Raw genomic sequence first — 23296 nt, 5'->3', positions numbered from 1 at the left:
CCCATCTCGATCCAAGCAAAAACCGGGCGCTCACGCGCCCGGTTCTTCGTCCTTCCACTCGGCCAAGGCGGCCGCAGGCATCTGGATCGCCTTGAGCTCGATCCGGCAGCGGAAGCTGCCCGCCTCGTTGCCTAGAAAATCCGCGAGCCTGCGGAACACCATCGCCAGCTCCGGCCCGCTCGACTCGGTGTCGATGCCGTAGCGGAACTGATCCGCCGGCAATCCTTTGACGCGCCTGTCGTCTCCCTGATGGGCGTCAATATCCCGCGTGCGCTTCCACTCCTTGGTCGGCTCGAACTTATCCGTCCGGCGCACGAGCTGCTCGTATATCTGGTGCTTGCGAAGCCACATATAATATTGAATCGGGTTGTTCAGCCCCCAAGCTTGCGTCAGATCTTTGATCGTGTAGGTTGCGCGATATTGTTGCAGCGTTGCGATCATGTCGGATTGCTCAAGCTGCTCCAATTCCTGAAGCGGCAGAACATCGGGTTTTGTCATTCTTTTTGGCTCCCTTTTATTCGATTGATCTTCTAATACAGTACCATAATTTGTTTATTATTCAAGGTCATTCCCACTTTTCGGATGAAATATACCTGCCTGTTATGTATTGCCCTGTACTCTGCGGAAGCTTATAATGCTAATAGTGTGTTGAACAGGATTTTTATCTTTTTATTATGTACCTTTTTTCACAAACTAATGCTCGAACCCGCCCATGCCCCATGGCAGGCGTATCCTATTCTATCCGGAGGAGGTCATGTTCTCCATGACACTCGTAACGACGCATCCCGACCGGCGCATGGCGGAGATTGCCGACAAAGTTCGTTCCGGCGCGAGGCTGTCTCTCGAAGACGGCATCCACCTGTATCGATCCGAAGATCTGCTCACGATCGGCCAGCTGGCCAACGAAGTCAACCTGAAGAAAAACGGCAAAAAGGTTTACTTTACCGAGACCATGAGCCTTTATTTCACCAACGTATGCGAATCCCACTGCGCCTTCTGCAGCTTCCGCAAGGACCAGGGCGAAGAAGGGTCTTATACGCTGTCGCCGGAGGAAATGTTCGCCTACGTCGATCAGCACATCACGCCGACGGCCAGAGAATTCCACATCGTCGGCGGTCATAACCCGCATGTCCCTTTCGAATACTACGTAGAATCGATCCGCGCGCTCAAGGAGCGCTACCCGCAGGTGACGATTAAGGCCTATACGGCCGCGGAGATCGATTTTTACTCCCGCATCTCGGGCCTCTCCTACCGCGAAGTGCTCAAGCGCCTGATGGACGTCGGTCTCGAGTCGCTCACCGGCGGCGGGGCGGAGATCTTGTCGGATCAATACCGGGATAAGATGCGTGTCGAAAAGGCGGGCATATCCGAGTACATCGAAGTCCACCGTACCGCGCACCAGCTCGGCATGCGGACGCCGACGACGATGCTGTACGGCCCTGTCGAATCGGTCGAGGAGCGCGTGCAGCACATCCTGCAGCTGCGCGAGCTGCAGGACGAGACGGGAGGATTCCAGGTATTCATCCCGCTGTCCATGCAGCCGACGAGCCCGAAGGCGGGCATCCGCCGCCGCAACTCGGCGTTCGACGACCTCAAAGCGATCGCGATCGGCCGGCTGATGCTGGACAACTTCCAGCACGTCAAAGCCTACTTCATTAATATCGGGACGCAGCTCACGCAAGTGGCGCTCACGATGGGCGCCTCCGACGCTCACGGGACGATCGTGAAGGAACGTATCAGTCATGCGGCAGGCGCGCTGACGCCGGCCGGCATTACGCGGGAAGACCTGGTTTGGCTCATTAAGGGAGCGGGTAGAATCCCGGTAGAACGCGATACGCTTTATAACGAAGTCAAGGTCTACGAATAGAAGGAGTCGTTTAATGTGAGCAATATTGTCATTTTAGGCGGCGGCTACGGCGGCTTGACGCTCGTGAACGAACTGATCGAGGAGAAGCTTCCCTCGGACGTCCGGATCCTGCTGGTCGACCGCATGCCGTTCCAGGGACTTAAAACCGAATATTATGCGCTCGCCGCGGGTACGTCGTCCGACCTGGATATTCGCGTCGAATACCCGAAGCACCCTCAGCTCGAGATCATACATGGCGAAGTGACGGATATCTCCCCGGCCGATCGCCGCGTCAACTTCGTGGAGCGCGACCCGCTGAATTACGATTATCTGGTGCTCGCGCTCGGCTGCACGGACAGCTATCACGGCATTGAAGGCGCAGCGGAGTTCGCATGCAGCATCCAGTCGCTGACGGCCACGCGCAAGACGTATCAGATGCTGAACAATACCTCGCCTTACGGTCAAATCTCGATCATCGGCGGCGGGCTTAGCGGCGTCGAGGTCGCCGCCGAGCTTCGCGAGAGCCGCCCCGACCTCAATATACGCATCGTGGACCGCGGGCCGAGCGTCATGTCCGGCTTCCCCGGCAAGCTCCAGTCGTTCGTCGCCGACTGGTTCCGCGAGCACAACGTCGAGATGCTGTCTCATATCACGACGACGAGCGTCGGCGAAGGCGTCATCCATACGGCGACCGGCGACATTGCGTCGGACGTGACCGTATGGACGGCGGGCATCCAGCCCGTCGAGCTGATCCAGCGGCTCGAATACGCCAAAGACAAGGCGGGACGGCTCGTGGTTAACGAGTATCACGAGATGCCCGACGCGCCGAATGTATTTGTTATCGGCGACTGCTCGAGCCAGCCCTTCTCGCCGAGCGCCCAGCTCGCGCAGGCGCAGGGCAAGCAGGTCGCGCACGTGCTGTCCGCGCGCGTGCACGGCAAGGGCATCCATCTGCCCAAGATCAGACTTCGCGGGACGCTCGGCTCGCTCGGCAAAAAGTCCGGCTTTGGCATCATGGGCCATACGCCGATCATGGGGCGCGTACCGCGCATGCTAAAGAGCGGCGTGCTCTGGAAGAGCCGCCGGCACTTCGGCTAATAAGTCAGGATCGAACGGCCCGTCAGAGGTCGTCAAGCAGCTTGTCGAGCGCCTTTTGGTGCTCGTCCTGGCTGCCCAGCTCCTCCATGATCGCGTCGTACAGCGCCTCCGTCGTCTCGGCGACGACCGTCTCGCCGTTCACCATAACGTAAGGGGATAGGTAGCATTCGCCGCAATTGCCCAGGCAGCCGTATTCGATCGTCTCCATATCAGGCAATCGGTTCAGCTTGTCGATCAGCCGGTCGGTGCCGTGATGCGCATTACTGACGCAAAATTCAACGATATTCATCGCCATTCTCCTTTCTCGGAGACATCCATTTTAATTGCGCGCAATTTGTATTATAATAAGCTGAAGAAGGGAGTGGATGATTGTGAGTGACAACGTTCAAGAAGCAACGAAGTACGACGAGGTGCTCGAAGTGCTCGACAAGTTGCGCCCGTTCCTGCAGCGCGACGGCGGCGACGTCGAACTGGTCGACGTAGAGGACGGCATCGTCAAGCTTCGCTTGATGGGCGCTTGCGGCAGCTGCCCGAGCTCCACGATCACGCTGAAGGCCGGTATCGAGCGCGCTCTGCTCGAGGAAGTCGAAGGCATCGAGGAAGTCGTACAAGTATTCTAATATCCCTTACGGGAACGTTCGAAGCCCTGCACGTCCGGCCAAGCGCCGGCGGTGCGGGGCTTCTTTTTTCATTCGTCCTTGGCGCGGCGCACGTTGCTCTTGATCGGATCCAGGCCGCCGGACACGTCGATCGTGTTGCCCGTGACAAAGTCCGACTCCGGCAGGCACAGGAAACCGATGACGCGCGCCACGTCTTCGCCCGTCCCGGGCCGACCGCGCGGGGACTCCTCGTCCAGTACGCCCGCGGCGTCCGCGATGCCCTTCTCTTTGAAGCTGCCGCGAATGTCGCCGGGGCAGATCATATTGACCGTGATCCCGTTCGCCGCTTCCTCGACGGCAAGCGTCTTGGTGAAAGACACGAGCCCGACCTTGGCCGCCGCGTAGACGGCCCTGTGCGGCCAGGACCTCGCCTCCGCCGCATGACCGAAACCGAAGTGAATAATGCGCCCCCAGCCTCGCTCGCGCATGCCTGGCAGCACCCGAAGGTCCATATGCATCGTGCCGACGAGGTTGCCGTTCATCAGAAAGTCGATCTCCTCGGCCGAATAGTCGGCGAACAGCTTGCGCTTGCGGATGAACGGTCCCGCGCTGTTGACAAGAATGTCGACACCGCCGAGCCGCTCCTCCACCGTCCGCACCAGCCGCTCCGCGTCCTCAGCCTTGGCGATGTCGGCCTGCACCGCAACGGCGCGCCTGCCCATGGCCTCGATCTCCTCGCAGACGCGCAGCGCCTCTTCCCGGCTGTTCACGTAATTCACGGCCACGTCGCAGCCGAACCCGGCCAGCTCGAGCGCGGTCCGCCTGCCGAGCCCCTTGGCGCTGCCCGTAACCAGCGCCGTCCTGCCTGCCAGCTTCAACGTCTCCACGTTCAGATCGCTCCTTAGGCGTGATGCGCCTGTTTCTTGGCCTTTTTGCACATATGGTTAAAAACGAGCGCAAGCGTAAGATATACGAGCTCCCAACCCTCGTTCAGGTCGTTCATGTTCTCGTCGATATTCTCAAGGTGCGGCTGCTCGCGCTTTACATTCAACACCTGCAGCAGGTCGTCCTGGAGTTCCGCGTTCATCTGATGGATCTCCATGTTGCGCCTTCTGCGCAGCCTTCCCATCGTCTCGCGCCGCGGCTCGTACACGGCCTCGAGCTTCTCGGCCAGATCGGGATGGAGCCCGTTGTGGCGCATGTTGCGAAGCACCGTAAAGAAGGAAAAGTGGTTCTCCATCCGATTTTCCGTATCGAGTTTCAAATATTCGTTCATCAGCGTGCCGAGCTTGTCCAATACCGAGAATAGGCGGATGAACGCATTTTTATCGAAGTAGATATGATTGTAATAATTGAGCCGGTCCTCCGGCGTCATCTCCTCGAAGGAGGTCACGTTCAGCATCTTGGCGAACCGAAGCGCCGCATAGCGGCTCGACTCCAACTCGTCCAGCGAGCGAAGCAAGCCTTCGGTCCAGATCTGGTACTTGCGGATCCGCGCCGCTTCGATCGAATCCCCGTCTCCTTGCTCCTGCATCAGCAGCGCAAACCGTTCCATCGCATCGATCGTATTCCGTAGCGGCCCTCCCCAGTCATACGGGGGTTCGCCGAATAAAGCTCGCAGCATAAAGGCCTCCAACCGGCGCGGCATATGTCGAATCGCAAAAGAAATCGCGCCAATCGCCTATTACTTCATTGTACCGCATCGGGGAATCCTTGCTCAACTGTCTGCCGCCTTAAACGATCGATACATAAGGGACAATCCCCCACGAATAAGCTGGATCGTTGCAGCTGCATAAGAGAGGAGCGACCCGTTTGCTCGATTCCGTTCCCGCCCGGCATAACGCAAAGCCCTATGTGATGCTTGTCATCCCCGTTTCGCGAATCCGAGCGTTCGTGATTTATGACATTCTGATGGGCACGTTGATCTATGCCGTCGCCAAGCATAAGGGCAGCGGCGAATGGATCGCAATCGGCCTTAGTACCGCGCTCCCCCTAGTTCTAAGGCGCGTGTCCAACCTGTTGGAGGCCAACGTGCGCCCCCAGCTCCGCAAGTGAAGCCAAACGTTCGGCAGGGCCTTCGGAAGCAGTCTCTTTTTCCATCAATTAATCTTCCCTATGTCCCCGGTGACGTCTATAATGGTACTTGGTGCTCAGAAGCGCCATACTACCACGTTACAAAAGGGGAATTCCCATGAGCATATTGAATGTGCAGAACCTAAGTCACGGCTTCGGCGACCGTGCCATCTTCAACGACGTATCCTTCCGCCTGCTGAAGGGCGAGCATGTCGGTCTCGTCGGCGCCAACGGCGAAGGCAAGTCGACCTTCATGAACATCGTAATGGGCAAGCTCGAGCCAGACGCAGGCAAGGTCGAATGGGCGCGCAAGGTGCGCGTCGGCTATCTCGACCAGCACTCCGTTCTTCAGAGGGGCATGACGATCCGCGACGCGCTGAAGACGGCTTTTCAATACCTGAACGATCTCGAGTCCGAAATGAACGGCATGTACGATCGGATGGGCGACGTTGAGCCCGACGAGCTCGAGCGCCTGCTGGAAGAGGTCGGCGAGATTCAGGACATCTTGAACACCAACGACTTCTACCTGATCGACGCCAAAGTGGAGGAGATCGCCCGCGGCCTCGGACTGACCGACATCGGTCTCGACCGGGACGTCAACGATCTGAGCGGCGGCCAACGGACCAAAGTGCTCCTCGCCAAGCTGCTTCTGGAAAAGCCCGACATCCTCTTGCTGGACGAGCCCACCAACTATCTGGACGAGCAGCACATCGAGTGGCTGAAGCGCTATTTGCAGGAATACGAGAACGCCTTTATTCTCATTTCGCACGATATTCCGTTCCTGAACAGCGTCATCAATCTTATCTACCATATGGAAAATCAGCAGCTCTCCCGTTACGTCGGCGACTACGACAACTTCCTGGCCCTGCACGAGGCGAAAAAGTCGCAGCTCGAGTCGGCCTACAAGCGGCAGCAGCAGGAGATCTCCGACCTCAAGGACTTCGTTGCGCGGAACAAGGCGCGCGTGTCTACGCGGAACATGGCGATGTCCCGGCAGAAGAAGCTCGACGCCATGGACGTCATCGAGCTGGCCAAGGAAAAGCCGAAGCCGGAATTCAACTTCAAGGAGGCGCGGACCTCGAGCCGCCTGATCTTTGAAGCCAAAGGCCTCGTTATCGGCTACGACGAGCCGCTCAGCCGCCCGGTGGACCTGCTTATGGAACGCGGCCAGAAGGTCGCCCTCGTCGGCGCCAACGGCATCGGCAAGACGACGCTGCTGCGCAGCCTGCTCGGCGAGATCCCTTCGCTGGACGGCTCCGTCGAACGCGGAGACAATCAGTTCACCGGCTACTTCGAGCAGGAGGTCAAAGGCGGCGCGGACGACACCTGCATCGAGTCCGTATGGCGAGAGTTCCCCTCGATGACGCAATTCGAGGTACGGGCGGCGCTGGCGAAGTGCGGCCTGACGACCAAGCATATCGAGAGCCGCATCTCCGTGCTGAGCGGCGGCGAGAAGGCCAAGGTGCGGCTGTGCAAGCTCATTAACCGCGAGTCCAACCTGCTCGTGCTCGACGAACCGACGAACCATCTGGACGTCGACGCCAAGGAAGAGCTGAAGCGTGCGCTCAAGGCCTACAAGGGCAGCATTTTGCTCATTAGTCACGAACCCGAATTTTACCGCGAGGTCGCGACGGACATCTGGAACGGCGAAGCTTGGACGACGAAGGTCATTTAAACGGGACGTTTGCCGAAAAGAAACGATTGGAGATGGCGCACATGATCCTGCCAGCATGGGAGAGAGAGACCGAGGCAGGCGTTCCGGACCGCTCGTCCGGACAATGGACGGACTGGAACCCGGCGCGCCGTCCCGATATGAACGGCGAGGAGGAATGCCTGTGATCTCCACTTCAACGATTATCTGGCTGTTTCTCGTGCTGAACATGATCTTCGCCGTCTTCGTCGTCTTCCAGGGCCGGCGCGATATCGGGTCGACCTGGGCATGGCTGCTCGTCTTGTATTTCATTCCGATTCTGGGCTTCATCATGTACTTGTTCCTGGCGCAGGACTATCGCCGAGTGAAGCTGTTCAAATGGGGCGACCTGGACAAGATCGGCATCCGCAATCTGTCGCAGGCTCAGCTCGACTCGCTCGGCTCGCCCGATTCGATGCGTTCCTTAGGCAAGATTGCCGCACGGCACGCTGACCTGATCCATCTGCATCTCAAAGGGAGCCGGGCCTTGTGGAGCCAGGACAACGAGGTGGAGACCTTTACGGACGGGCGGGCCAAATTCGACCAGCTGCTCGCGGATATCGCTGCCGCTACCCAGACGATTCATTTTCAAACCTACATCTTCCGCTGCGACAATCTAGGACGCGAGGTGTTGAATGCGCTGACCGCCAAGGCCAAGCAAGGCATCCAAGTCCGCCTGCTGTACGACGAGCTGGGCTCGCGGAGATTGACCAAACGCATGCTGCGGCCGCTCATCGAAGCGGGTGGCGAAGCGGCGGCCTTCTTTCCCTCCCGCTTCCGTGTCTTCAACCTGCGGATGAACTACCGCAATCACCGGAAGCTGGTCATCGTGGACGGCCGGATCGGCTATGTGGGCGGCTTCAATGTCGGCGACGAGTACCTGGGTCTCGATCCGAAGTTCGGCTACTGGCGAGACACGCATCTTCGCATCCGCGGTTCGGCGGTGCACAGCCTCCAGACGCGGTTCATCCTCGACTGGAACCAGGCCACGCGCAAGCACGATATCACTTACGGGCAAGAGCTGTTCCCGGAAGACGCCCCCGCCGGAAAGGTCGGCATGCAAATCGTGGCGAGCGGTCCCAACTCCAGGCTGGAGCACATCAAGCAGGGCTACATCAAGATGATCGCCTCCGCGAAGGACTCGATCTATTTGCAGAGCCCCTACTTCATCCCCGATGCGAGCATGCTCGATGCGCTGCGGATCGCCGTCCTGTCCGGCGTTCACGTCCATGTCATGATCCCGGACAAGCCCGACCATATGTTCATTTACTGGGCGACGCTTTACAATATCGGAGAGCTGCTCGAGACCGGCGCGAACGTTTACTTGTACAAGAACGGCTTTATCCATGCGAAAACGCTCGTCGTGGACCAGGAGATCGCTTCCGTCGGAACCGCCAACACGGACGTACGCAGCTTCAAGCTGAACTTCGAGGTCAATGCGTTCATTTACGACGCCAGCCTGTCCTCGCAGCTCGTCGAGGCATTCAAGCAGGACATCGCGGTGTCGGAGCTGCTCACGATCGAGAAATACCGCAGCCGGCCGCTGCGGATCAAGTTCAAGGAATCGATCTCGAGGCTGCTGTCGCCGATCTTGTAGGCGAAAGGCGAGATGAAAAAAGTCAGGGAAGCGGCTCCCTGACTTTTTTGTGTTTGTATGGTTTGCGAAAAGTGCGGAGGAAAGGTATGGCGCTTAAGCGCGGTAAAGCTGGCGCGAGAGGTATTGACGCTACAGCGGTAGAGTTCTCGCTTACAGCAGCGTCGACGAGCGGTTTCCCCACTGTAGCAGCGCTTTTCTCGCTTGCACGGGCACTTGTGTGCTACAGCGGCGGATTTCTCGCTTACAGCAGCGTCGACGAGCGGTTTCCCCACTGTAGCAGTGCTTTTCTCGCTTGCACGGGCACTTGTGAGCTAAAGCGGCGGATTTCTCGCTTACAGCGGTGCCTGCGAGCAGTGGCGGCGCTGTAGCGGCGCTTTTCTCGCATGCAGCCTCATGCTTCCCGCGCCCCTTGCCACCGTCATTGGCTTACGATAATACCTAATCCCGCGCCCAGCTTGCCTCCCGCCTCCAAGAACGCTTTGGCGCGCCGCTGCAGACCGGTGTTCGTATCATACGCAGCAGGATCGTCCTGCTTCGCGCCGAAGATCCGTTCCTCCGCTTGCCTGGAGGCCTCGTCCAGCTCGTAGATCTCGAACAAGCGCTGGAACTGCATGATGTTCGAGCTCGGGTCCAGCACCTGGCCGAGGCCAGGATACAGCAGCCAGGAATGACAGACGAATACCGGCGGTACGCCTCGGAAAAAGGCGCGCGCACGCGCGAAGGACGCCAAAGCCGCCTCCGGATCCAACGGCTCGCCCGCGGGGATGTGGACGTTCAGCACGAGGTCTCCTTTCGCAAACTTCCGGTCCCCTACGCTCAAATCGCGATCCAACGCGATCGGCTGGAACTGCAGCCGGCCGAGGCGGAACAAGGCAAGTCGCACATGCTCCTGCAGCCAGCCGGATTCCTCGATGCCGTACTCCCCGTATGTCGTCTTAAAAACCTCGCTCCAAATACGGATATCCGAGAAGGTGTCGATGTATACCTCGTCCGGAATTTCCCTTAGCCTGTACTCGTCATAAGCATCAACGGCCATTCTCATGAAAAAATACAATAAAAACGGTCTGTAATCTGTCCTCTGCCTGACCGAGGTAAGCATCGCTTCGCGGTCTTGGAGAAAATAGGCTTTGCGTGCGGGAAAATCGTCGCCCTCGAGCCGCTCATATTTCTCCACGAGCGCCGCTGCGTCCGGATGCAGGCCGATCGCCGCGCCAAGAGTCGCCCTATCCATCTGTCGATACCTCCCTCGTTTGTCAAAACGGGACGCAAGCTGCGTCCCGTCGATTGCCGTATTATGACTTGCGAATCCCGTATTCCCGCCATCTGTCGTCCACGAGCTTGACGATGTCTTCGCGCGGGAACAGCTCGTCCGGATAGCCCGGCTTCATGCGGGCGTCGATAACGATCGGCAACCCGTAGCCGATATGGTGGCGGCTCGCGATCGTCTTGGCGTACATGTCATGCGCGGGGTTAAAGCGCGTGAACACGGTCCAGAGGAACTGGCGCTCTGATGCGGCGATGTCCGCATCGTCCGCCAGCACGACGAGCGGCCATTGCCAACTCTCTCTCGCTGACAGGACCTCGGCAAGACGCTCCGCCAGCTCGGGCTCTCGCTCGAACGCGTCGCCGCGAACGACGAGACAGCCCGGGCCGAAAACGCGGATGTCCGCGATGCCCGGCAGGTCGCCGCCCGCGTATTCGCGCGGCAGCTCGCGGATCGGATCGCCGACGCCCATCATGACGGCCTTCGAGCCGTGATTGAGCCTGCGGCCGGTGTAGTCCAGCGTGTCGTGCGACGTATGGTCGAACACGAACAAGTCCTTAAGCGGATCGAACCGCTCCAGTACCGTCGTCAGCAGCGCGGAGAAATGCTCCAGCTCGACCGGGCGATCCGTCAGCATGAGGAACTTGGTCAGCGACAGCTGCCCCTGTCCGAGAATGCTGAACGCCGTTCCGAGCGCCTCGCGCGAGTAGCTCTCGCGGACGACCGCCGAGGCGAGCGCGTGGAATCCCGTCTCTGCGTACGTCCACAGGCTCCGTATGCCCGGCATGACCATCGGAAACGCAGGCGACAAGAGACGCTGCAAAAACTCGCCCAGGTAGTAGTCCTCCTGGCGCGGCTTGCCGACGATGGTCGCCGGATAGATCGCATCCTTGCGGTGCCAGACGTGGTCGACGTTGAACACCGGGAAGTCATGCGTCAGCGAGTAGTAGCCGAAGTGATCGCCAAATGGCCCCTCGGGGCGGCGCAGATGCGGCGGTACGCTCCCCTTGATCGCGAACTCGGCCTCCGCCGGAATGCGATGACCGCCGAGCGGATCCTCCGCCATCGGGAGCTTGCCGCCCAGGATAAGCGAAGTAAGCAGCAGCTCCGGCAGTCCTTCGGGCGCCGGCGCGATCGCCGAGGCGATAAGCGCGGGCGGACCGCCGAGGAAAACGGATACCGGCAGCGCGCGGTTCATCTGCTCCGCCTCATGGTAATGGAAGCCCCCGCCCTTGTGAATCTGCCAATGCATGCCGGTCGTCGAATCGTCGTACACCTGCATCCGGTACATGCCTAAATTGTGCTTTTTGCCATGCGCAGGGGACTCCGTGTAGACGAGCGGCAGCGTGATGAACGGGCCGCCGTCCTCCTGCCAGCAAGTCAGCGCCGGCAGCCCGGCCAGCGGACGCTCGCGCTTCGATACGCCGAGCACGGGCGCAGCATCCTGCGACACCTTCTTCATGCCGACCTTCATCAGATCGAGCAGCATGTCCTTTTCCCGCCAGAGCGCAGGGATCGTCGGCGGCATCAGCGTGTCCATCGCGCCGATCAACCGGTTGACGAGTTGCTCGGGGCGCGGTCCGAACGCCTTATCGACGCGGCGGCTTGTCCCGAACAAGTTGGTGACGACCGGGAAGGCGGCGCCTTTGACATTTGTGAACAGCAAAGCCGGGCCCTCTGCATCGATGACCCGGCGATGTATCTCGGCGATCTCCAGTACAGGGTCGACCGGCGTCTCGATGACCGCCAGGTCGCCCTCCTGCCTCAGCATTTCCAAAAACGGACGAAGCGAAGAAAAACTCATATGATTCCTCCAATGACGTCAGCGACGGGATAGCTGCCAGGCGCGGATCGCCCAGAGGCACAACCCGCTGAACAAGACAGTTATGATAATCGTGTGCAGCAGACTGGTAAAGACATAGACGTCGTGGTGCTCGAGCGTGGCGGTGAGCAGCCAGCCGCTCAGGCTCTGCAGGATGACGAGCGCAAGCGACACGTATCCGATCCGCGTCAACTCCTCGTGTCCGCCGGTGCGCCGCCGGACAAGCAGCACGATCGCGCCGATGAAGAGGAACAGTACGATTGCGCCGAGCCTGTGGGCGAATACGATCCCGGTCGCGCCGTTCAGCTCCGGTACGACTTCGCCGTTGCAGAGCGGCCAGCCGATGCATCCGCCCGCCGAATCAGTATGACGCACGTAGGCGCCTAAGTAAACGACCGCATAACAATAAATAATGACCGATAAGATCCAGCCGAACAGGCCGGCAGGTACAACGGCCGCAGAAGCACGGACGCCCGCGGTAATTGGACTTGGCTTAGGTGCAGCGTTGCTGTGCCGCCCGGCGTCAAGCGAAGCTGCGTCAGGGACGGTCCCCTTCATAATCGGCCATGCCCCGGCATCGCCGGTGCGGAGCGCGCGGTCCCAGCGTCTAACCCAAGCGTACAAGAGCCACGTACTGGTGAACGCGATCATCGAGATGCCGAAGTGAATGGCAAGCACGGCGTCCGACGTCGGCATAATGACGGCAAGCATCCCAAGAACGGCTTGGAAGATGGTAAAAAGCAGCGCAGCGCCTGCGTACAGGCGAGCCTCTCCATTGGCCGGCTTCAGTCGCATCGTGAGCAGGAAAACGGCGAGGACCAGGAGGCCTTCGAGACCGCTGACCGCGCGGTGCGTGTATTCGACGATCGATTCGACCGTGTAGGCGGGAATAAACTTCCCGTTGCAAAGCGGCCAGTCCGTTCCGCAGCCGCGGCCCGATTCGGTATTGGTGACGACGACGCCGGCGATGAGCACGAGCAGCATGCCGATGCAGCTCCACAAGGCGAGCAGCCTGTAAGCTCTAGCAGTCATATTCCATCCCTAATTTCTATAATGAAGTAGTCGGCTTCAGCCCGTTTTCATTATACCCGAGCGATTGCAGTCAATGCTATGTTCAAACTGTGAACGGCCCAGAACTTTGTGAAGAGTGTCACAAAGGCGTCGAATTTGGTCATAAACGGCAATAAAAAGGACGGGACGAAGCAGAAGACTTCCTGCAACGCCCCATCCTTTATGGCAGTAGAAGTTATTTCGGAAAATGACGGCGCCCAACTCGCAGATCGCAGTTAACCGGTTATCCCGGTTATCTCCCTAAATCACGCGGCACCAATGGCTTCGCAGCGATCAGACCTTCGGCGAGATCTCGGCGGATACCGCCACCGCGCGGTCTAAGAACTGCTCGATCTCCTCGCGCGACTTGCGCAGCTTGCTGACGAACCGGATCAGCTCGCGCCCCTCGCGGAAAGCGATGAAGCTCGGGATGCCGAGAATGTGCAGCTCGCTGCACAGATCGGGCAGATCGTCGCGGTCGATCTCGATCAGCCGGAGCCGATCGGCATACGCCTCTTCAACCGCCGGCATGAACGGATCGATGAAGTGGCAGTCCGCACACCAGGTCGTCTTAAACACCGCCACCGTCAATCCGTCCGCGCCTACGCGCTCCCTGAAGTCGGACTCGTTCGTGATCTTTTCCATGCCGCATAACCTCCTTGGACGAGCGCCGGAATCGGCGTCCGTGTCGTTAACGGTCATTATACGCCCGTTCTCGTTGCCGTACAATCGCCGTTCGCCAAGGAACGCATGTATGCAAGCAAGCGTCTGCGTTACAGGTCCCGCTTCACTTCGAGGAGCTGCTCGCCGTCATAGCCGTCGGTCAGCTCATAAGTCGCATGCAGCAGGCCAAGCAGGTCGTCGGCGCTCATATAAGAGACGCCTCCGAGCCTTGCGACCGGCGACTGAAGCTGCACGGTCTCGCCGTTAACCAGCGCCTTATCCGAGCCGAGCGTGAGCACGAACTCCTGGATCGTCGGCTCATCGTAGAAACGGATTTGCTTGCGCGTCGCGTCGAACGTGATCGGATTGCCGAGCTCGCGCATCGTCTCCTTGATCGGCAAGTAGACGTTGCCGTCGTCGTCGCTCGCGAACGGTACGCCCCACTCCGAGCTCAGGATGAAATACTGGTCGTCGATCTGCAGGTCGTTCTTGAGCAAGCCGTATACGGCAGAATCCACGCTCAGCTGGTTAAGCAATTTGCGCGGCTTCATGGCTGCAAGCTCTTCGACGTCCATCGCGTTCGCAGGCACCTCTACCTCTCCAAGCCCCTGATCTTCGTTAATGTTCCAGGTCTCCTGGGAAGTGCGGATGACCACGCCTTTAAGCGGGATATCTTCCTCGTCGAACAAGCTCGCGTCAAGCGCGATCTCGACGTCGGATTTGCGGATGTGCAGAGACTTGTCCGCGTAAAAATCGCCCTTGAACGTCAACGCTTCGTTAAACGTCTGCTTCCAATCTTCGTCGGAGCTCGCTTCTTCATAGTCGTCGCGCAATTCCTTCACGCCGTCCATGACGCTCTGCGCGGCTTCCGTCAGATCCTCCGGCGACCATTCGGTATCTTCGGGCTCGAGGCCGAGCGCGTCCTTCAGATCCTGCGGCAGGTCCGACGCCCAGGCGGCGAGCTTCTCGATCAGGCCCTTCACGCCTTGGCCGTCGGTAAGCACCGAATCGAGGAATGCCGGGATCAGCTCGCCCAGCTCCTTGCCGTTTAACTCGGCATGCACCTTCATCAGGTCGGTCTGCGTGCCGTTGATCGGCACTTGCACCGCTGCGGCTTCGATCTTCGGCGGATTCGGCAGATGCCCGACCACGAAGGATACGACCTGCTTGAGCGCATCACGTACCGCCTGCTCGGCGACCTGGGACGTCATCCCGCTAATTCCCGGGAACAGATCTTCTCCGGTAAGCGAGCCCGCCTGAAGCTCTTCCGCATCCAGCACGAGCGGGCGCTTCGCGCCTTCGACCGTCAATACGACGGTCGTCGGGTCGACCTGCAGCGCGAACGGAACCGTCCGCTCGTTCAGAGATAGACTGCCGCTCGCATTCATATTGCCTTTTTCATCCGACCGCACTTGATCGAGCTGCAGCTTGATTCGGCTGAAAAGCTTAATCATCCGCTGCGTCTCCTCATCCTCGGCCGCGATCGCTTCCTCGTCCCAATTCAGTTGAACCTCGACGGAGCCGCTGCCTGCCGACGATCGGACGTCGAGCTGCTTGGTCAGCATCTCGTTCAGATTCACGCCGCCCACGGCTTGACAGCCGACGAGCACGACGATCAGGAGGGCGACCAATGCCATCCCCAATCCACGTTTCTTCATTTTAACCACGAAACCTATCCCTCCCGATAATAACCATCCAATGATATCCATTTAATTGATACCCGGTTATGGATAGTTCGACGCGACATTTGGAAATCCTTCCAATATAGAACGATTCATGCGAGAGGGGGAGATGACGATCGAAGACACGACGGGCGCTTTCCGGAAAAATAGCGCGCTGCCCGACGAGCCTGCTTGGACCGCCGTGACCGGTGGGCTGGTCAAAGGCGCAGCCATAAAAGGAGCGGCGCTGCTGGAATCCCTTAGGCTCGCGCGCCCGCGCACGTCGCTGCGGCTGCCCAAAGGAATCGCCGCCTGGGCCGAGGCTGAGCTTAGCGAAGGCCTCAATCGGGGATGGCGCGGCGCCTCCTCCCACTTGGACGCGTCCAACGCTGCGCTCGTTGCCTGCATACGGGAAGAATCCGAAACGCACAATCGCAACAACGTGACGCGCACGGCTGCCTATATGGAAATGTACAAGACATTTCCGGAGCTGCATTGGGCGCTGCTCGCGCATCTGGTGTCGCGCAACGGCGGCTGGAACATGACCGACCTGCAAGGCGCCTGGCTGCCGAAGCTGCTCACCCACCGGGATAGAGCGACTTTGTTCGGCATGCTCGAGTCCTGCAACGCGCTCATCTTCCGGGACGCCTATCCGCAGCTGCGGCTTTACGGAGAGAGCCGCCGGGCGGGACGCAGCCGGTTCGCGCTGCTGCCTGCTTTTGGCGTATCGGCGTTTATGCGTCCGTTCTGGGAGCGCTTCTGGATCGAACGGGACGCGACCGCGCTGACGGTCGCCCTCATCGTGAACGAGCAGCAGGTGATCGAGCGTCGCGTCGTTCAGGATCCGGTATACAAGGATACGGTGCTCGGTTCCGCGGCTTTTAAAGGGATGCGTCCTTTGCAGCTGCAGCAGGTGATCGTACCTTTAGGCGGCATGCGGACCGCGGAATTAAAGCTTGGGAAATCGGGTGCGCTGCATAAAGGCTTGGCGGACCGCGCGGAGGAAAACGCCGACACCGTGCTGGCGGGCCGCGTGCTGGAGTCGTTCTCGAACGTGGACGAGCGCATCGCATTCGGCAAAAGCTTGTATGCCATGCTGTTCGCCTACCCGAAGGTGCTGGGCGGCGCGCTGGCTTATGCGGAGACGGTCAGCCATACGGGCTCGCGGGCCGACTATTGGCCGGAGCGGTTCACCGCACAAAAAGATCAGTACGGATCAGCAGGAGCTGCGGAAGGGGAATCCGAGCGGGCATGGTACAGTCCCAAGCTGGCGGACGCGTGGCCCGACCGGCCGCTCGGAAGCGTGTGCGAAGGGGATTGGCTGGTCAACCTGGACATCCTCAAGCACTTCAGGTCGCTGCGGGCGCCGATCATGTTCGCGATGACGCATGAGCATGAATTCGGCCAACGCAAGCTCCAGGCCGCGACGATGGCGCTGGAAAGTCTTAAGCAGCGGGCATCGCGGTCTGAGGCTTGATCGGTGGACGCGTATCATCTGACGCATCGAATGCTGCTGCGAGTGCAACGCTCGTCCCTGAGCGGCCATCTGCCTGCTCATTCCCTGCAGATCATCAATTTGTTGCCGTCCGGGTCCTTGAACACGAACCAATGGCCGTCCTCGATATCCGTGACTCTCTCCGCGCCGAGCGCATCGACGTACGCGAGCGAAGCCTCGAGATCTGGCGTTGGCAGCATCAGCACGGGCGTGCCGATTGCCGCCGCGCCGCCCGGCTCGCCGCCCCCCCACTTCGGCATCGTATCGAGGATGACGTCGGCGCCCTCCAGCGGCAGCACGCAGATATGGCCGAATAAAATATCGCGTTCGCTTTCCTCGAAGCCTAGCAGCCGGCAATACCATGCGCGCGATCGCTCGATATTTTGGACCGGGATGAATACGCTTGCGACCTTTCGACGGATCGGGTTCGATGAAGCGGTTCCTCCAAGCTCAGCGTATTTTGACAAAGCCGCTCTCCTCCTTCTTTAATTTTAATATTATCGATCCTTCGGCTATGACTCTGCATTGCGATTGGCCCGGTTGGCGATCGAATTCGTATCCTGCAACTCTAAATTATCAGTTGGAACAATTGGAAAATCAAGTGCAATTAAAGGTGCTAAATGGAGGTCTTGGAAGGCTTGACGCATGCGGCGGGAGGACGCATAATCGAAGTAGCGAACGGAAAGGCGGTCGTTTCATGGAGCGCATTGAAGTGACATCTACGTTGATGAGCGTGCTGGAAGCTGTGGAAAAGCTTGTCGAGGGTCAGCAATCATTAGCTGAGGGTCAGCAACGATTAGCTGAGGGTCAGCAACGATTAGCTGAGGGTCAGCAACGATTAGCTGAGGGTCAAGTTGCAGGATTCAAAGAAGTAAATGAACGACTGGATCGAGTAGAACGCACGTTGAACGCAACGTTCGAACAGGTCGGCAAGACTGCGGAAGATGTAACGTTGTTAAAATCGGATGTAGCTGGCCTCAAATCAGACGTATCCGACCTCAAATCAGACGTATCCGACCTCCAATCAGACGTATCCGGTCTTAAGATCGAAGTGTCGGAACTGAAGACGATGAGCCATCGTTTTTGGATGCGCAGCGCAATCTGATCGCGAAGGCCGAGGAGTCCATCGAGCTGCTGAAAATAAAGGTTCAAAATTAAGGCCTGCTCCGCGTCGTGTCGGAGCAGCCTTTTTTGTTGCACAAATCGCATCGCGCTGCGCGATCTTATAGCAATGACAACAGGCCCCGTTTTGATAAACGGGGCCTGTACATTTTGGTTTACACTGCGTCATTCGCCCTTCGCCCGCCGCGCGCGAAGCGCAGGAACGGACGCAGCACGCGCCGGATGCGCGCCGGATACGACTCCAGGTCGTCCGCGCGGAGCACGCCGAACGCCGTGAGCAGCACCGGATATACGGCGCAGATGAGCAGGCCGAGCGCGCCAGTCGCGAGCAAATACGGCCACTTGCCATCGAGCGGTGCTGCAAGGTGAAGCACGGCATAGACGAGGGCACCGCCTGCTGCGGAGAGCAGCAGTACCGTCGCCGCGAAGCCTGTCCAGCGGTCGCCGAGCGCGCGCACGCCGGCGCGCTTGCGAATGGACATCATGTTGGTCATCGTCGAGAACATGAAGCAGAGCGCCGTCGCCGTGACAAGGCCATACACCCCGAACAGCGGCGTCAGGATAAGAGACAGCACCAGCTTGATGAAGATGCCGACCAGCGTATGCTTCATCGCCAACCGCTGTTGGCCAAGTCCGTATAGTATTGAATTTGATGTCATCATGGTGATCTGAAAAATCGTACCGCCAGCCAGCATGCCGACGATCAAGCTAGCTTCAGGCGTGGAAAACAATAATCCGTTAACCGCATGAGCGCCTACAGTCATAAGCAGCACGATGGGCATACCCGAGAAAATGCCGATACGAAGCGCGAGCGTCGCCTGCTTCTCGACACGCGATCGGTCACCGGACGCATAAGCAGCCGACAGTACAGGCAATATCGATTGGCTGAGGGCGATCGCGAGCACCGGCGGGATGCCGGCGATCGATTGGGCGTTAGTCGTCAAATAAGCGAGCCAGGTCAGCGTTTTCTCTTCGCCGAAGCGCCATTCGCTTAGACGGGTCAACAGGGTCTGATCGATCATATAGATCGCCTGCACCGTCATCGCCGTCACCAGAATCGGAATAGAAATGCGGAAAATGGCGCGGTAAATTTCTCGGTTGTTGCGCAATACCGGCGGACCGCCCGCAGCGCTCCTACCCGGCGACCGCTCCGCACGCTCCAACTCGCCCGTTCGCTCGTCGCTTTTTCTTAGCTTGACGCCGTAATAAACCATGACCGCGAACGCGCCGACACTGCCGACAACGCTCCCCAGCGCACCGCCGGCGGCCATTTTTTCATTCCCGTAGCCCCAGCCGTGCAAGGCAAATACGAAGCCGATGGCCGTGACGACGCGGGCGATCTGCTCGACGACCTGGGACACGCCACCCGCCATCATAAGCTGGCGTCCCTGGAAGTAGCCGCGCATCATCGCGATGACCGGGAAGAGCAGCAGCGACGGAGCGATCGCGCGGATCGCCAGCGTCGCATGCTGCGTGCCGGCAAGCCACGTATAGACGGGCGCCAACAACAGAAGGCCGATCGTGAGCACAAGGCCTGCGATCATGCCGAACTTCATCGCCGCACGGTAGATGCGCTTCACTTCGTTGCCTCGTCCGAGTTCTACGCGCTCGGATACCATCTTGCTGATCGCGCTCGGAATGCCGGCGGTGGCGACGACCAACAACAGCAAGTAAACGGTATTCGAGATGCCGAACGCGCTGTTGCCGACCTTATCCATCACATGCTCGAGCGGTACGCGCTGAAAGATCCCGATGACGCGCGCGATAAGCGCCGCCGCCGTCAGGATCAGCGTGCCTTTGATAAGCGAATCCTTTTTAACCATCTACGGGTATCAGTCCTATCGCTAGATTAGCCAGATGAAGAAGATGACGATCATCGCCACCTGGAAGACAACCTTCGCCACCGTGCTGGTGAACAGCCCGACCAGCGAGCCCCAGCCGACGAGCATCGCCTTTTTCAAATTCGAACCGCTCACAAGCTCGCCCAGGAAGGCGCCTGCGAACGGGCCGATGATCAGGCCGAAGGCCGGGATGACGAACGGTCCGATGATGACCCCGATGGTGCTGCCCCAGACGCTCGCCTTCGATCCGCCGAAGCGCTTGACGCCCCAGGCGTTCACCACGTAGTCTGCGATGAACAGGATGATGACGATAATCGTCTGGAAGCTCCAGAACCACCAGCCGAACGGCTCGAACGAGAAAAACCAGCCGTAGACGAAAAAGGCGAAATAGATTGCCAGCGCCCCCGGCAGGATCGGATAGACAGCGCCTGCCAGGCCGATGGCGAATAATGCGATGACGAGCACCCAGCCCAAAATATCCATTCGGACATCACGCCTTTAAAATATAGTTTTGAATCACTTGCGCCACGCCGTGCTCGTTATTCGTGCCTGTCACGACGTCCGCTTCGGCCTTAACGGCATCCTGCGCGTTGCCCATCGCGACGCCGAGGCCCGCTGCGCGGATGGCCGCCAGATCGTTCAGGCTGTCGCCGACGGCTACGGCTTCGGAGATGTCGCAGCCGATCATGCGGCACACCTCTTCGATCGCCGCCGCCTTGTTCACGCCGGCCGGATTTACCTCGATGTTGAAGGGCGATGAATTGCTAAGCTCCAGGCCCTCCCACGTCAGCAGCTCTTCCCAGAGCTTGGCGATGACCGATGCGTCTTCGTCATAGTAGCCGAACTTCAGCCACGTCCGCGAATACGTATCGTCCACCCATTGTTCTTTGTTGTAAATGCCGTCCGTCGCGTAGGCCCAAAACCAGGCGACCGGGTACCGCTCCGCCAGCATGTGCAGCTTCATGATCTTGTCCGTCTCCATCGGTATGCGACGATGGATGCTGCCCGGCTTCGTCCAGATCTCGCCGCCGTTGACCGTGATCATCGGCGTCTGCAGCCCGAGCTGCTCGACGATCGGCAGCGCCGACGGGAAGCCGCGTCCCGTAGAAGCGATGACCGTCACGCCGGCTTCGCTCGCTTTTTGAACCCACTTTTTGTTCTCTTCGCTGACTTCCTGCCGGTCGTTCAGCAGCGTCCCGTCCAGATCGAGCGCCAGCAGCTTGTACTTGACCACCTAGCCTACCACTCCTTCTGATGCCGGCCGCAGCCTGCTTGCAATCTTAGTCATTCTAACATAATCGGGGGGTAAAAAACGACAAGGCCCCCGGCTCGCCGCGTCCAAGCGGCGGTACGGGGGCGGAGCGGGCAGCGGCCCGCATGCTAACCTATTAAGGCTCTTGCGTCATGTCGATCGACGCGTTCGTTCCGAGCGGCGGCCTCGGACCTGCGTCCGTAAGGCCGACCTCGGCGTCGTAAGCATCGAAAATCTTGCGTGCGATCGGCGCCGCGCCCCAGCCGCCGTATCCGCCGTCCGGCACGATGACCGCGACCGCGAGCTTCGGGTGATCCTGCGGGGCGAACGAGATGAAGACGGCGTTCTCGACGAACTTGCGCTTGCCGACGCCTTGCTGCTGCGACGTACCGGTCTTGCGGTAAAAGTCGTAGCGCACGTTGTCGAAACCTTCCACCTTAACCTGCGCCATGCCGTTCTCGATCGTTCTCCAGTACGAATCCGGCAGATCGATCTCGTTCAGCACCTCGGGCTTCATCGTCGACACGACTGTGCCGTCCGCATCGGTCGTATGGTCGACGAACAGCGGCTTCATCCGCTTGCCGTGGCTCGCGAGCGTCGCGGCGTACTGAGCGAGCTGCAGCGCCGTATACTTACCTTGCTGGCCGAAGGAGGAGTAGATCATCGCTGATTGGTAGCTGTCCCGCGTCGCGCTGTTGAAGTAATCCACGATGCCCGGCGATTCCTTCGGCAGCCCGCTGCCGGTTTTTACGCCGAGTCCGAACTCCTTCATATGCTTATCCCAGATATCGACGCTTTCTTTCTTGTATTTGATATACAGTGCGTTGCCTACCATTTTGGCCATAAACGCATTCGAAGACTTGGCGATCGCCTTCGTAGGCGTCAGCTCGCCGTTGTAAGCGCGTCCCGCATTCTGGACTTCTGCCTGATCGTCGCGTCCGAACTTGAAGTAACCCGGGTCCGTCCAGGTTGACGAAGGCGTAATGACCTTCTCCATAAGCCCGGTTAAAATCGTCAGCGGCTTCTGCGTCGAGCCCAGCGGTACGAGCGACGTCGGATGCTGCGAGCGTTCCTTCGGATCGTCGTAGGGCGGGAACACCTCGCGAATCGCGCCATTGCCCATCGCGGGCGTAATCTCGTCGAGCTCCTCCTGGCTGATGCCGCCTTGCCAGACATTCGTGTCATAGTCCGGCATGCTCGCCATGGCCACGACCTTGCCCGTCTCCACCTCAATCGCGACCGCGTAGCCTGTCGTCGGCTGCGCGTCCTTCAGCGTCTTGACCGTGGATGCGCGGGTCGTCGCGATCTGATCGAGGATGGCTTGCTGCGCGGTGAGCTGCACGTTGCGGTTAATCGTCAGAAACAGGTTCTGCCCCTTGACAGGCTTGGTCAGCTTCATGTCGCCGACGATCCGGCTCATGCTGTCGATCTGGTATGACTTGTAGCCGTTGAGTCCCCGCAGCTCCTTCTGGAACATGAGCTCGACGCCGTCATAGCCGACATCCTCCGTATCCAGATATTTGAGCGCCGGATCCGACTGGTCCTCATTTATTTTTTTGTAAAAATCGAGATTCTCCTTGGCACCCTTCATCTTGGCCATATAACCAACCAGCTGCGCGGCTACACGATCCGGACTGTACTGGCGGATGCTCTCCTCCACGATCTCTATGTCCGGATACTCGTCGCGGTGCTCGCTGAGGTAGGCGATCTCTTCCTTCGTCAGCCCCGACTTGATCCGCCGCTGCTGGAACGGCAGATGCGTTCTGCCTTTAATATCCATGGCTTTGACGACGTCTTCCGCGGACAACGGCTCGGACGCCTGGTCGCCTTTTTCGTCGAACAGCTTGACGAGCTTCGCGGCCATCGCTTCCGCAGTCTCCTGCTTCATGCCCGTCTTGAGCGTAAAGTAAAGGGATTGCGTGGAGATCGAATAGGCGATCGGCTGCCCTTTGGAATCGTAAATATTGCCGCGGATCGGCGGAATGGACACGCCCTTCGTGATCAAGCTCGTCTGGCGCTCCTTGAGGCTCGGGCCTTCGACGAACTGCAAATACGCCAGCCGTACGATCAGCATGGAAAATAGAAGAAAGGTGAGCATGAAAAAAACGTTCAGCCGGATGCTGAAATGGCGACGGTTGCGTATTTCCTTTTTTTTCTGCTCTTCTGTCTTGACTTCGGCGTTCATCGCGAAGCTTCCCTCCCGGCTCGGACTCTCTATCATTC

23 protein-coding genes are annotated in these 23296 nt (G+C 59.2%); 9 read left to right on the top strand and 14 right to left on the bottom strand.

Features of this window, described 5'->3' with window-relative positions; genetic code table 11:
* Positions 1-30: 30 nt before the first annotated feature.
* Complete coding sequence (locus ACFOTD_RS21755) at positions 31-498, bottom strand: hypothetical protein (protein ID WP_378122034.1); 468 nt, start codon at positions 496-498, stop codon at positions 31-33.
* A 265-nt stretch (positions 499-763) separates the two neighbouring features.
* Between ACFOTD_RS21755 and mqnE the strand changes: the two genes are divergently transcribed.
* The gene (gene mqnE, locus ACFOTD_RS21750; protein WP_378122033.1) at positions 764-1867 is read left to right on the top strand and encodes an aminofutalosine synthase MqnE; all 1104 of its coding nucleotides are present in this window, start codon (positions 764-766) and stop codon (positions 1865-1867) included.
* 15 nt (positions 1868-1882) lie between these two features.
* Positions 1883-2944 carry an NAD(P)/FAD-dependent oxidoreductase gene (locus ACFOTD_RS21745; RefSeq protein ID WP_378122032.1) on the top strand — a complete coding sequence of 354 codons (1062 nt, stop codon included), beginning with the start codon at positions 1883-1885 and terminating at the stop codon, positions 2942-2944.
* Between the two features lie 22 nt (positions 2945-2966).
* On the opposite strand, the gene ACFOTD_RS21740 is transcribed toward ACFOTD_RS21745, so the two are convergent.
* A complete protein-coding gene (locus ACFOTD_RS21740) occupies positions 2967-3233 on the bottom strand; it encodes a YuzB family protein (RefSeq protein WP_378122031.1) in 267 nt (88 codons plus the stop codon).
* A gap of 82 nt (positions 3234-3315) precedes the next feature.
* Between ACFOTD_RS21740 and ACFOTD_RS21735 the strand changes: the two genes are divergently transcribed.
* The gene (locus ACFOTD_RS21735) at positions 3316-3564 is read left to right on the top strand and encodes a NifU family protein (protein WP_090111072.1); all 249 of its coding nucleotides are present in this window, start codon (positions 3316-3318) and stop codon (positions 3562-3564) included.
* Between the two features lie 68 nt (positions 3565-3632).
* Here the strand turns inward: ACFOTD_RS21735 and ACFOTD_RS21730 are convergent, their stop codons facing one another.
* Together ACFOTD_RS21730 and ACFOTD_RS21725 are read right to left on the bottom strand one after the other, a co-directional pair.
* Positions 3633-4415, bottom strand: coding sequence for an SDR family oxidoreductase (locus ACFOTD_RS21730; RefSeq protein WP_378122087.1), 783 nt, complete (start codon positions 4413-4415; stop codon positions 3633-3635).
* A 29-nt stretch (positions 4416-4444) separates the two neighbouring features.
* A complete protein-coding gene (locus ACFOTD_RS21725) occupies positions 4445-5167 on the bottom strand; it encodes a Cthe_2314 family HEPN domain-containing protein (RefSeq protein ID WP_378122030.1) in 723 nt (240 codons plus the stop codon).
* Positions 5168-5355: 188 nt separating this feature from the next.
* Between ACFOTD_RS21725 and ACFOTD_RS21720 the strand changes: the two genes are divergently transcribed.
* The 4 genes from ACFOTD_RS21720 (at position 5356) to cls (ending at position 8903) form a co-directional block, all read left to right on the top strand.
* Complete coding sequence (locus tag ACFOTD_RS21720; RefSeq protein WP_378122029.1) at positions 5356-5598, top strand: hypothetical protein; 243 nt, start codon at positions 5356-5358, stop codon at positions 5596-5598.
* A gap of 136 nt (positions 5599-5734) precedes the next feature.
* A complete protein-coding gene (locus ACFOTD_RS21715) occupies positions 5735-7291 on the top strand; it encodes an ABC-F family ATP-binding cassette domain-containing protein (protein WP_378122028.1) in 1557 nt (518 codons plus the stop codon).
* A 41-nt stretch (positions 7292-7332) separates the two neighbouring features.
* Positions 7333-7455: a hypothetical protein gene (locus tag ACFOTD_RS21710; protein WP_378122027.1), complete on the top strand. Its 123-nt coding sequence runs from the start codon at positions 7333-7335 to the stop codon at positions 7453-7455.
* A complete protein-coding gene (cls, locus tag ACFOTD_RS21705; protein ID WP_378122026.1) occupies positions 7452-8903 on the top strand; it encodes a cardiolipin synthase in 1452 nt (483 codons plus the stop codon). Before ACFOTD_RS21710 ends, cls begins: the two co-directional genes overlap by 4 nt.
* Positions 8904-9321: 418 nt before the next feature.
* Here cls and ACFOTD_RS21700 read toward each other — a convergent pair whose 3' ends face one another.
* From ACFOTD_RS21700 to ACFOTD_RS21680, 5 genes are all read right to left on the bottom strand, one after another.
* On the bottom strand, positions 9322-10134 hold the full coding sequence (locus tag ACFOTD_RS21700) for an acyltransferase domain-containing protein (RefSeq protein WP_378122025.1): 813 nt from the start codon (positions 10132-10134) through the stop codon (positions 9322-9324).
* A 61-nt stretch (positions 10135-10195) separates the two neighbouring features.
* Entirely contained in the window at positions 10196-11971 is a 1776-nt protein-coding gene (locus ACFOTD_RS21695) for a UbiD family decarboxylase (protein ID WP_378122024.1), read from the bottom strand.
* Between the two features lie 18 nt (positions 11972-11989).
* Positions 11990-13021 carry a COX15/CtaA family protein gene (locus ACFOTD_RS21690; protein WP_378122023.1) on the bottom strand — a complete coding sequence of 344 codons (1032 nt, stop codon included), beginning with the start codon at positions 13019-13021 and terminating at the stop codon, positions 11990-11992.
* A gap of 312 nt (positions 13022-13333) precedes the next feature.
* The gene (locus ACFOTD_RS21685) at positions 13334-13684 is read right to left on the bottom strand and encodes a thioredoxin family protein (RefSeq protein WP_378122022.1); all 351 of its coding nucleotides are present in this window, start codon (positions 13682-13684) and stop codon (positions 13334-13336) included.
* Between the two features lie 128 nt (positions 13685-13812).
* A complete protein-coding gene (locus ACFOTD_RS21680; RefSeq protein ID WP_378122085.1) occupies positions 13813-15360 on the bottom strand; it encodes a stalk domain-containing protein in 1548 nt (515 codons plus the stop codon).
* 133 nt (positions 15361-15493) lie between these two features.
* Between ACFOTD_RS21680 and ACFOTD_RS21675 the strand changes: the two genes are divergently transcribed.
* Complete coding sequence (locus ACFOTD_RS21675) at positions 15494-16840, top strand: DUF2515 family protein (RefSeq protein WP_378122021.1); 1347 nt, start codon at positions 15494-15496, stop codon at positions 16838-16840.
* Between the two features lie 77 nt (positions 16841-16917).
* On the opposite strand, the gene ACFOTD_RS21670 is transcribed toward ACFOTD_RS21675, so the two are convergent.
* Positions 16918-17325 (bottom strand): VOC family protein, encoded by a 408-nt coding sequence (locus ACFOTD_RS21670; protein WP_378122020.1) that lies wholly within the window; start codon positions 17323-17325, stop codon positions 16918-16920.
* Between the two features lie 230 nt (positions 17326-17555).
* Between ACFOTD_RS21670 and ACFOTD_RS21665 the strand changes: the two genes are divergently transcribed.
* A complete protein-coding gene (locus ACFOTD_RS21665) occupies positions 17556-17963 on the top strand; it encodes a hypothetical protein (RefSeq protein ID WP_378122019.1) in 408 nt (135 codons plus the stop codon).
* 172 nt (positions 17964-18135) lie between these two features.
* Here the strand turns inward: ACFOTD_RS21665 and ACFOTD_RS21660 are convergent, their stop codons facing one another.
* The 4 genes from ACFOTD_RS21660 to ACFOTD_RS21645 form a co-directional block, all read right to left on the bottom strand.
* Positions 18136-19803 carry a putative polysaccharide biosynthesis protein gene (locus ACFOTD_RS21660; protein WP_378122018.1) on the bottom strand — a complete coding sequence of 556 codons (1668 nt, stop codon included), beginning with the start codon at positions 19801-19803 and terminating at the stop codon, positions 18136-18138.
* A gap of 21 nt (positions 19804-19824) precedes the next feature.
* Positions 19825-20304, bottom strand: coding sequence for a DUF456 domain-containing protein (locus ACFOTD_RS21655; protein WP_282907270.1), 480 nt, complete (start codon positions 20302-20304; stop codon positions 19825-19827).
* A 7-nt stretch (positions 20305-20311) separates the two neighbouring features.
* Positions 20312-21055, bottom strand: coding sequence for a Cof-type HAD-IIB family hydrolase (locus tag ACFOTD_RS21650; RefSeq protein ID WP_378122017.1), 744 nt, complete (start codon positions 21053-21055; stop codon positions 20312-20314).
* 154 nt (positions 21056-21209) lie between these two features.
* Positions 21210-23258: a peptidoglycan D,D-transpeptidase FtsI family protein gene (locus tag ACFOTD_RS21645; protein ID WP_378122016.1), complete on the bottom strand. Its 2049-nt coding sequence runs from the start codon at positions 23256-23258 to the stop codon at positions 21210-21212.
* Between the last annotated feature and the right edge of the window lie 38 nt (positions 23259-23296).

Source organism: Cohnella sp. GCM10012308, from assembly GCF_042649185.1.
In the GTDB taxonomy this organism is placed as follows: Bacteria; Bacillota; Bacilli; order Paenibacillales; family Paenibacillaceae; genus Cohnella.
Note: the sequence above shows the minus strand (reverse complement) of the source record. Positions and strands in the feature narration are given on the sequence as shown.

What these genes read in the sequence shown, in the direction of transcription:
- ACFOTD_RS21755 (WP_378122034.1), bottom strand. Translation starts at nt 498, where the DNA reads ATGACAAAACCCGATGTTCTGCCGCTTCAGGAATTGGAGCAGCTTGAG.
- mqnE (WP_378122033.1), top strand. Translation starts at nt 764, where the DNA reads ATGACACTCGTAACGACGCATCCCGACCGGCGCATGGCGGAGATTGCC.
- ACFOTD_RS21740 (WP_378122031.1), bottom strand. Translation starts at nt 3,233, where the DNA reads ATGAATATCGTTGAATTTTGCGTCAGTAATGCGCATCACGGCACCGAC.
- ACFOTD_RS21725 (WP_378122030.1), bottom strand. Translation starts at nt 5,167, where the DNA reads ATGCTGCGAGCTTTATTCGGCGAACCCCCGTATGACTGGGGAGGGCCG.
- ACFOTD_RS21715 (WP_378122028.1), top strand. Translation starts at nt 5,735, where the DNA reads ATGAGCATATTGAATGTGCAGAACCTAAGTCACGGCTTCGGCGACCGT.
- ACFOTD_RS21710 (WP_378122027.1), top strand. Translation starts at nt 7,333, where the DNA reads ATGATCCTGCCAGCATGGGAGAGAGAGACCGAGGCAGGCGTTCCGGAC.
- ACFOTD_RS21700 (WP_378122025.1), bottom strand. Translation starts at nt 10,134, where the DNA reads ATGGATAGGGCGACTCTTGGCGCGGCGATCGGCCTGCATCCGGACGCA.
- ACFOTD_RS21695 (WP_378122024.1), bottom strand. Translation starts at nt 11,971, where the DNA reads ATGAGTTTTTCTTCGCTTCGTCCGTTTTTGGAAATGCTGAGGCAGGAG.
- ACFOTD_RS21690 (WP_378122023.1), bottom strand. Translation starts at nt 13,021, where the DNA reads ATGACTGCTAGAGCTTACAGGCTGCTCGCCTTGTGGAGCTGCATCGGC.
- ACFOTD_RS21685 (WP_378122022.1), bottom strand. Translation starts at nt 13,684, where the DNA reads ATGGAAAAGATCACGAACGAGTCCGACTTCAGGGAGCGCGTAGGCGCG.
- ACFOTD_RS21680 (WP_378122085.1), bottom strand. Translation starts at nt 15,360, where the DNA reads ATGAAGAAACGTGGATTGGGGATGGCATTGGTCGCCCTCCTGATCGTC.
- ACFOTD_RS21675 (WP_378122021.1), top strand. Translation starts at nt 15,494, where the DNA reads ATGACGATCGAAGACACGACGGGCGCTTTCCGGAAAAATAGCGCGCTG.
- ACFOTD_RS21665 (WP_378122019.1), top strand. Translation starts at nt 17,556, where the DNA reads ATGGAGCGCATTGAAGTGACATCTACGTTGATGAGCGTGCTGGAAGCT.
- ACFOTD_RS21660 (WP_378122018.1), bottom strand. Translation starts at nt 19,803, where the DNA reads ATGGTTAAAAAGGATTCGCTTATCAAAGGCACGCTGATCCTGACGGCG.
- ACFOTD_RS21655 (WP_282907270.1), bottom strand. Translation starts at nt 20,304, where the DNA reads ATGGATATTTTGGGCTGGGTGCTCGTCATCGCATTATTCGCCATCGGC.
- ACFOTD_RS21645 (WP_378122016.1), bottom strand. Translation starts at nt 23,258, where the DNA reads ATGAACGCCGAAGTCAAGACAGAAGAGCAGAAAAAAAAGGAAATACGC.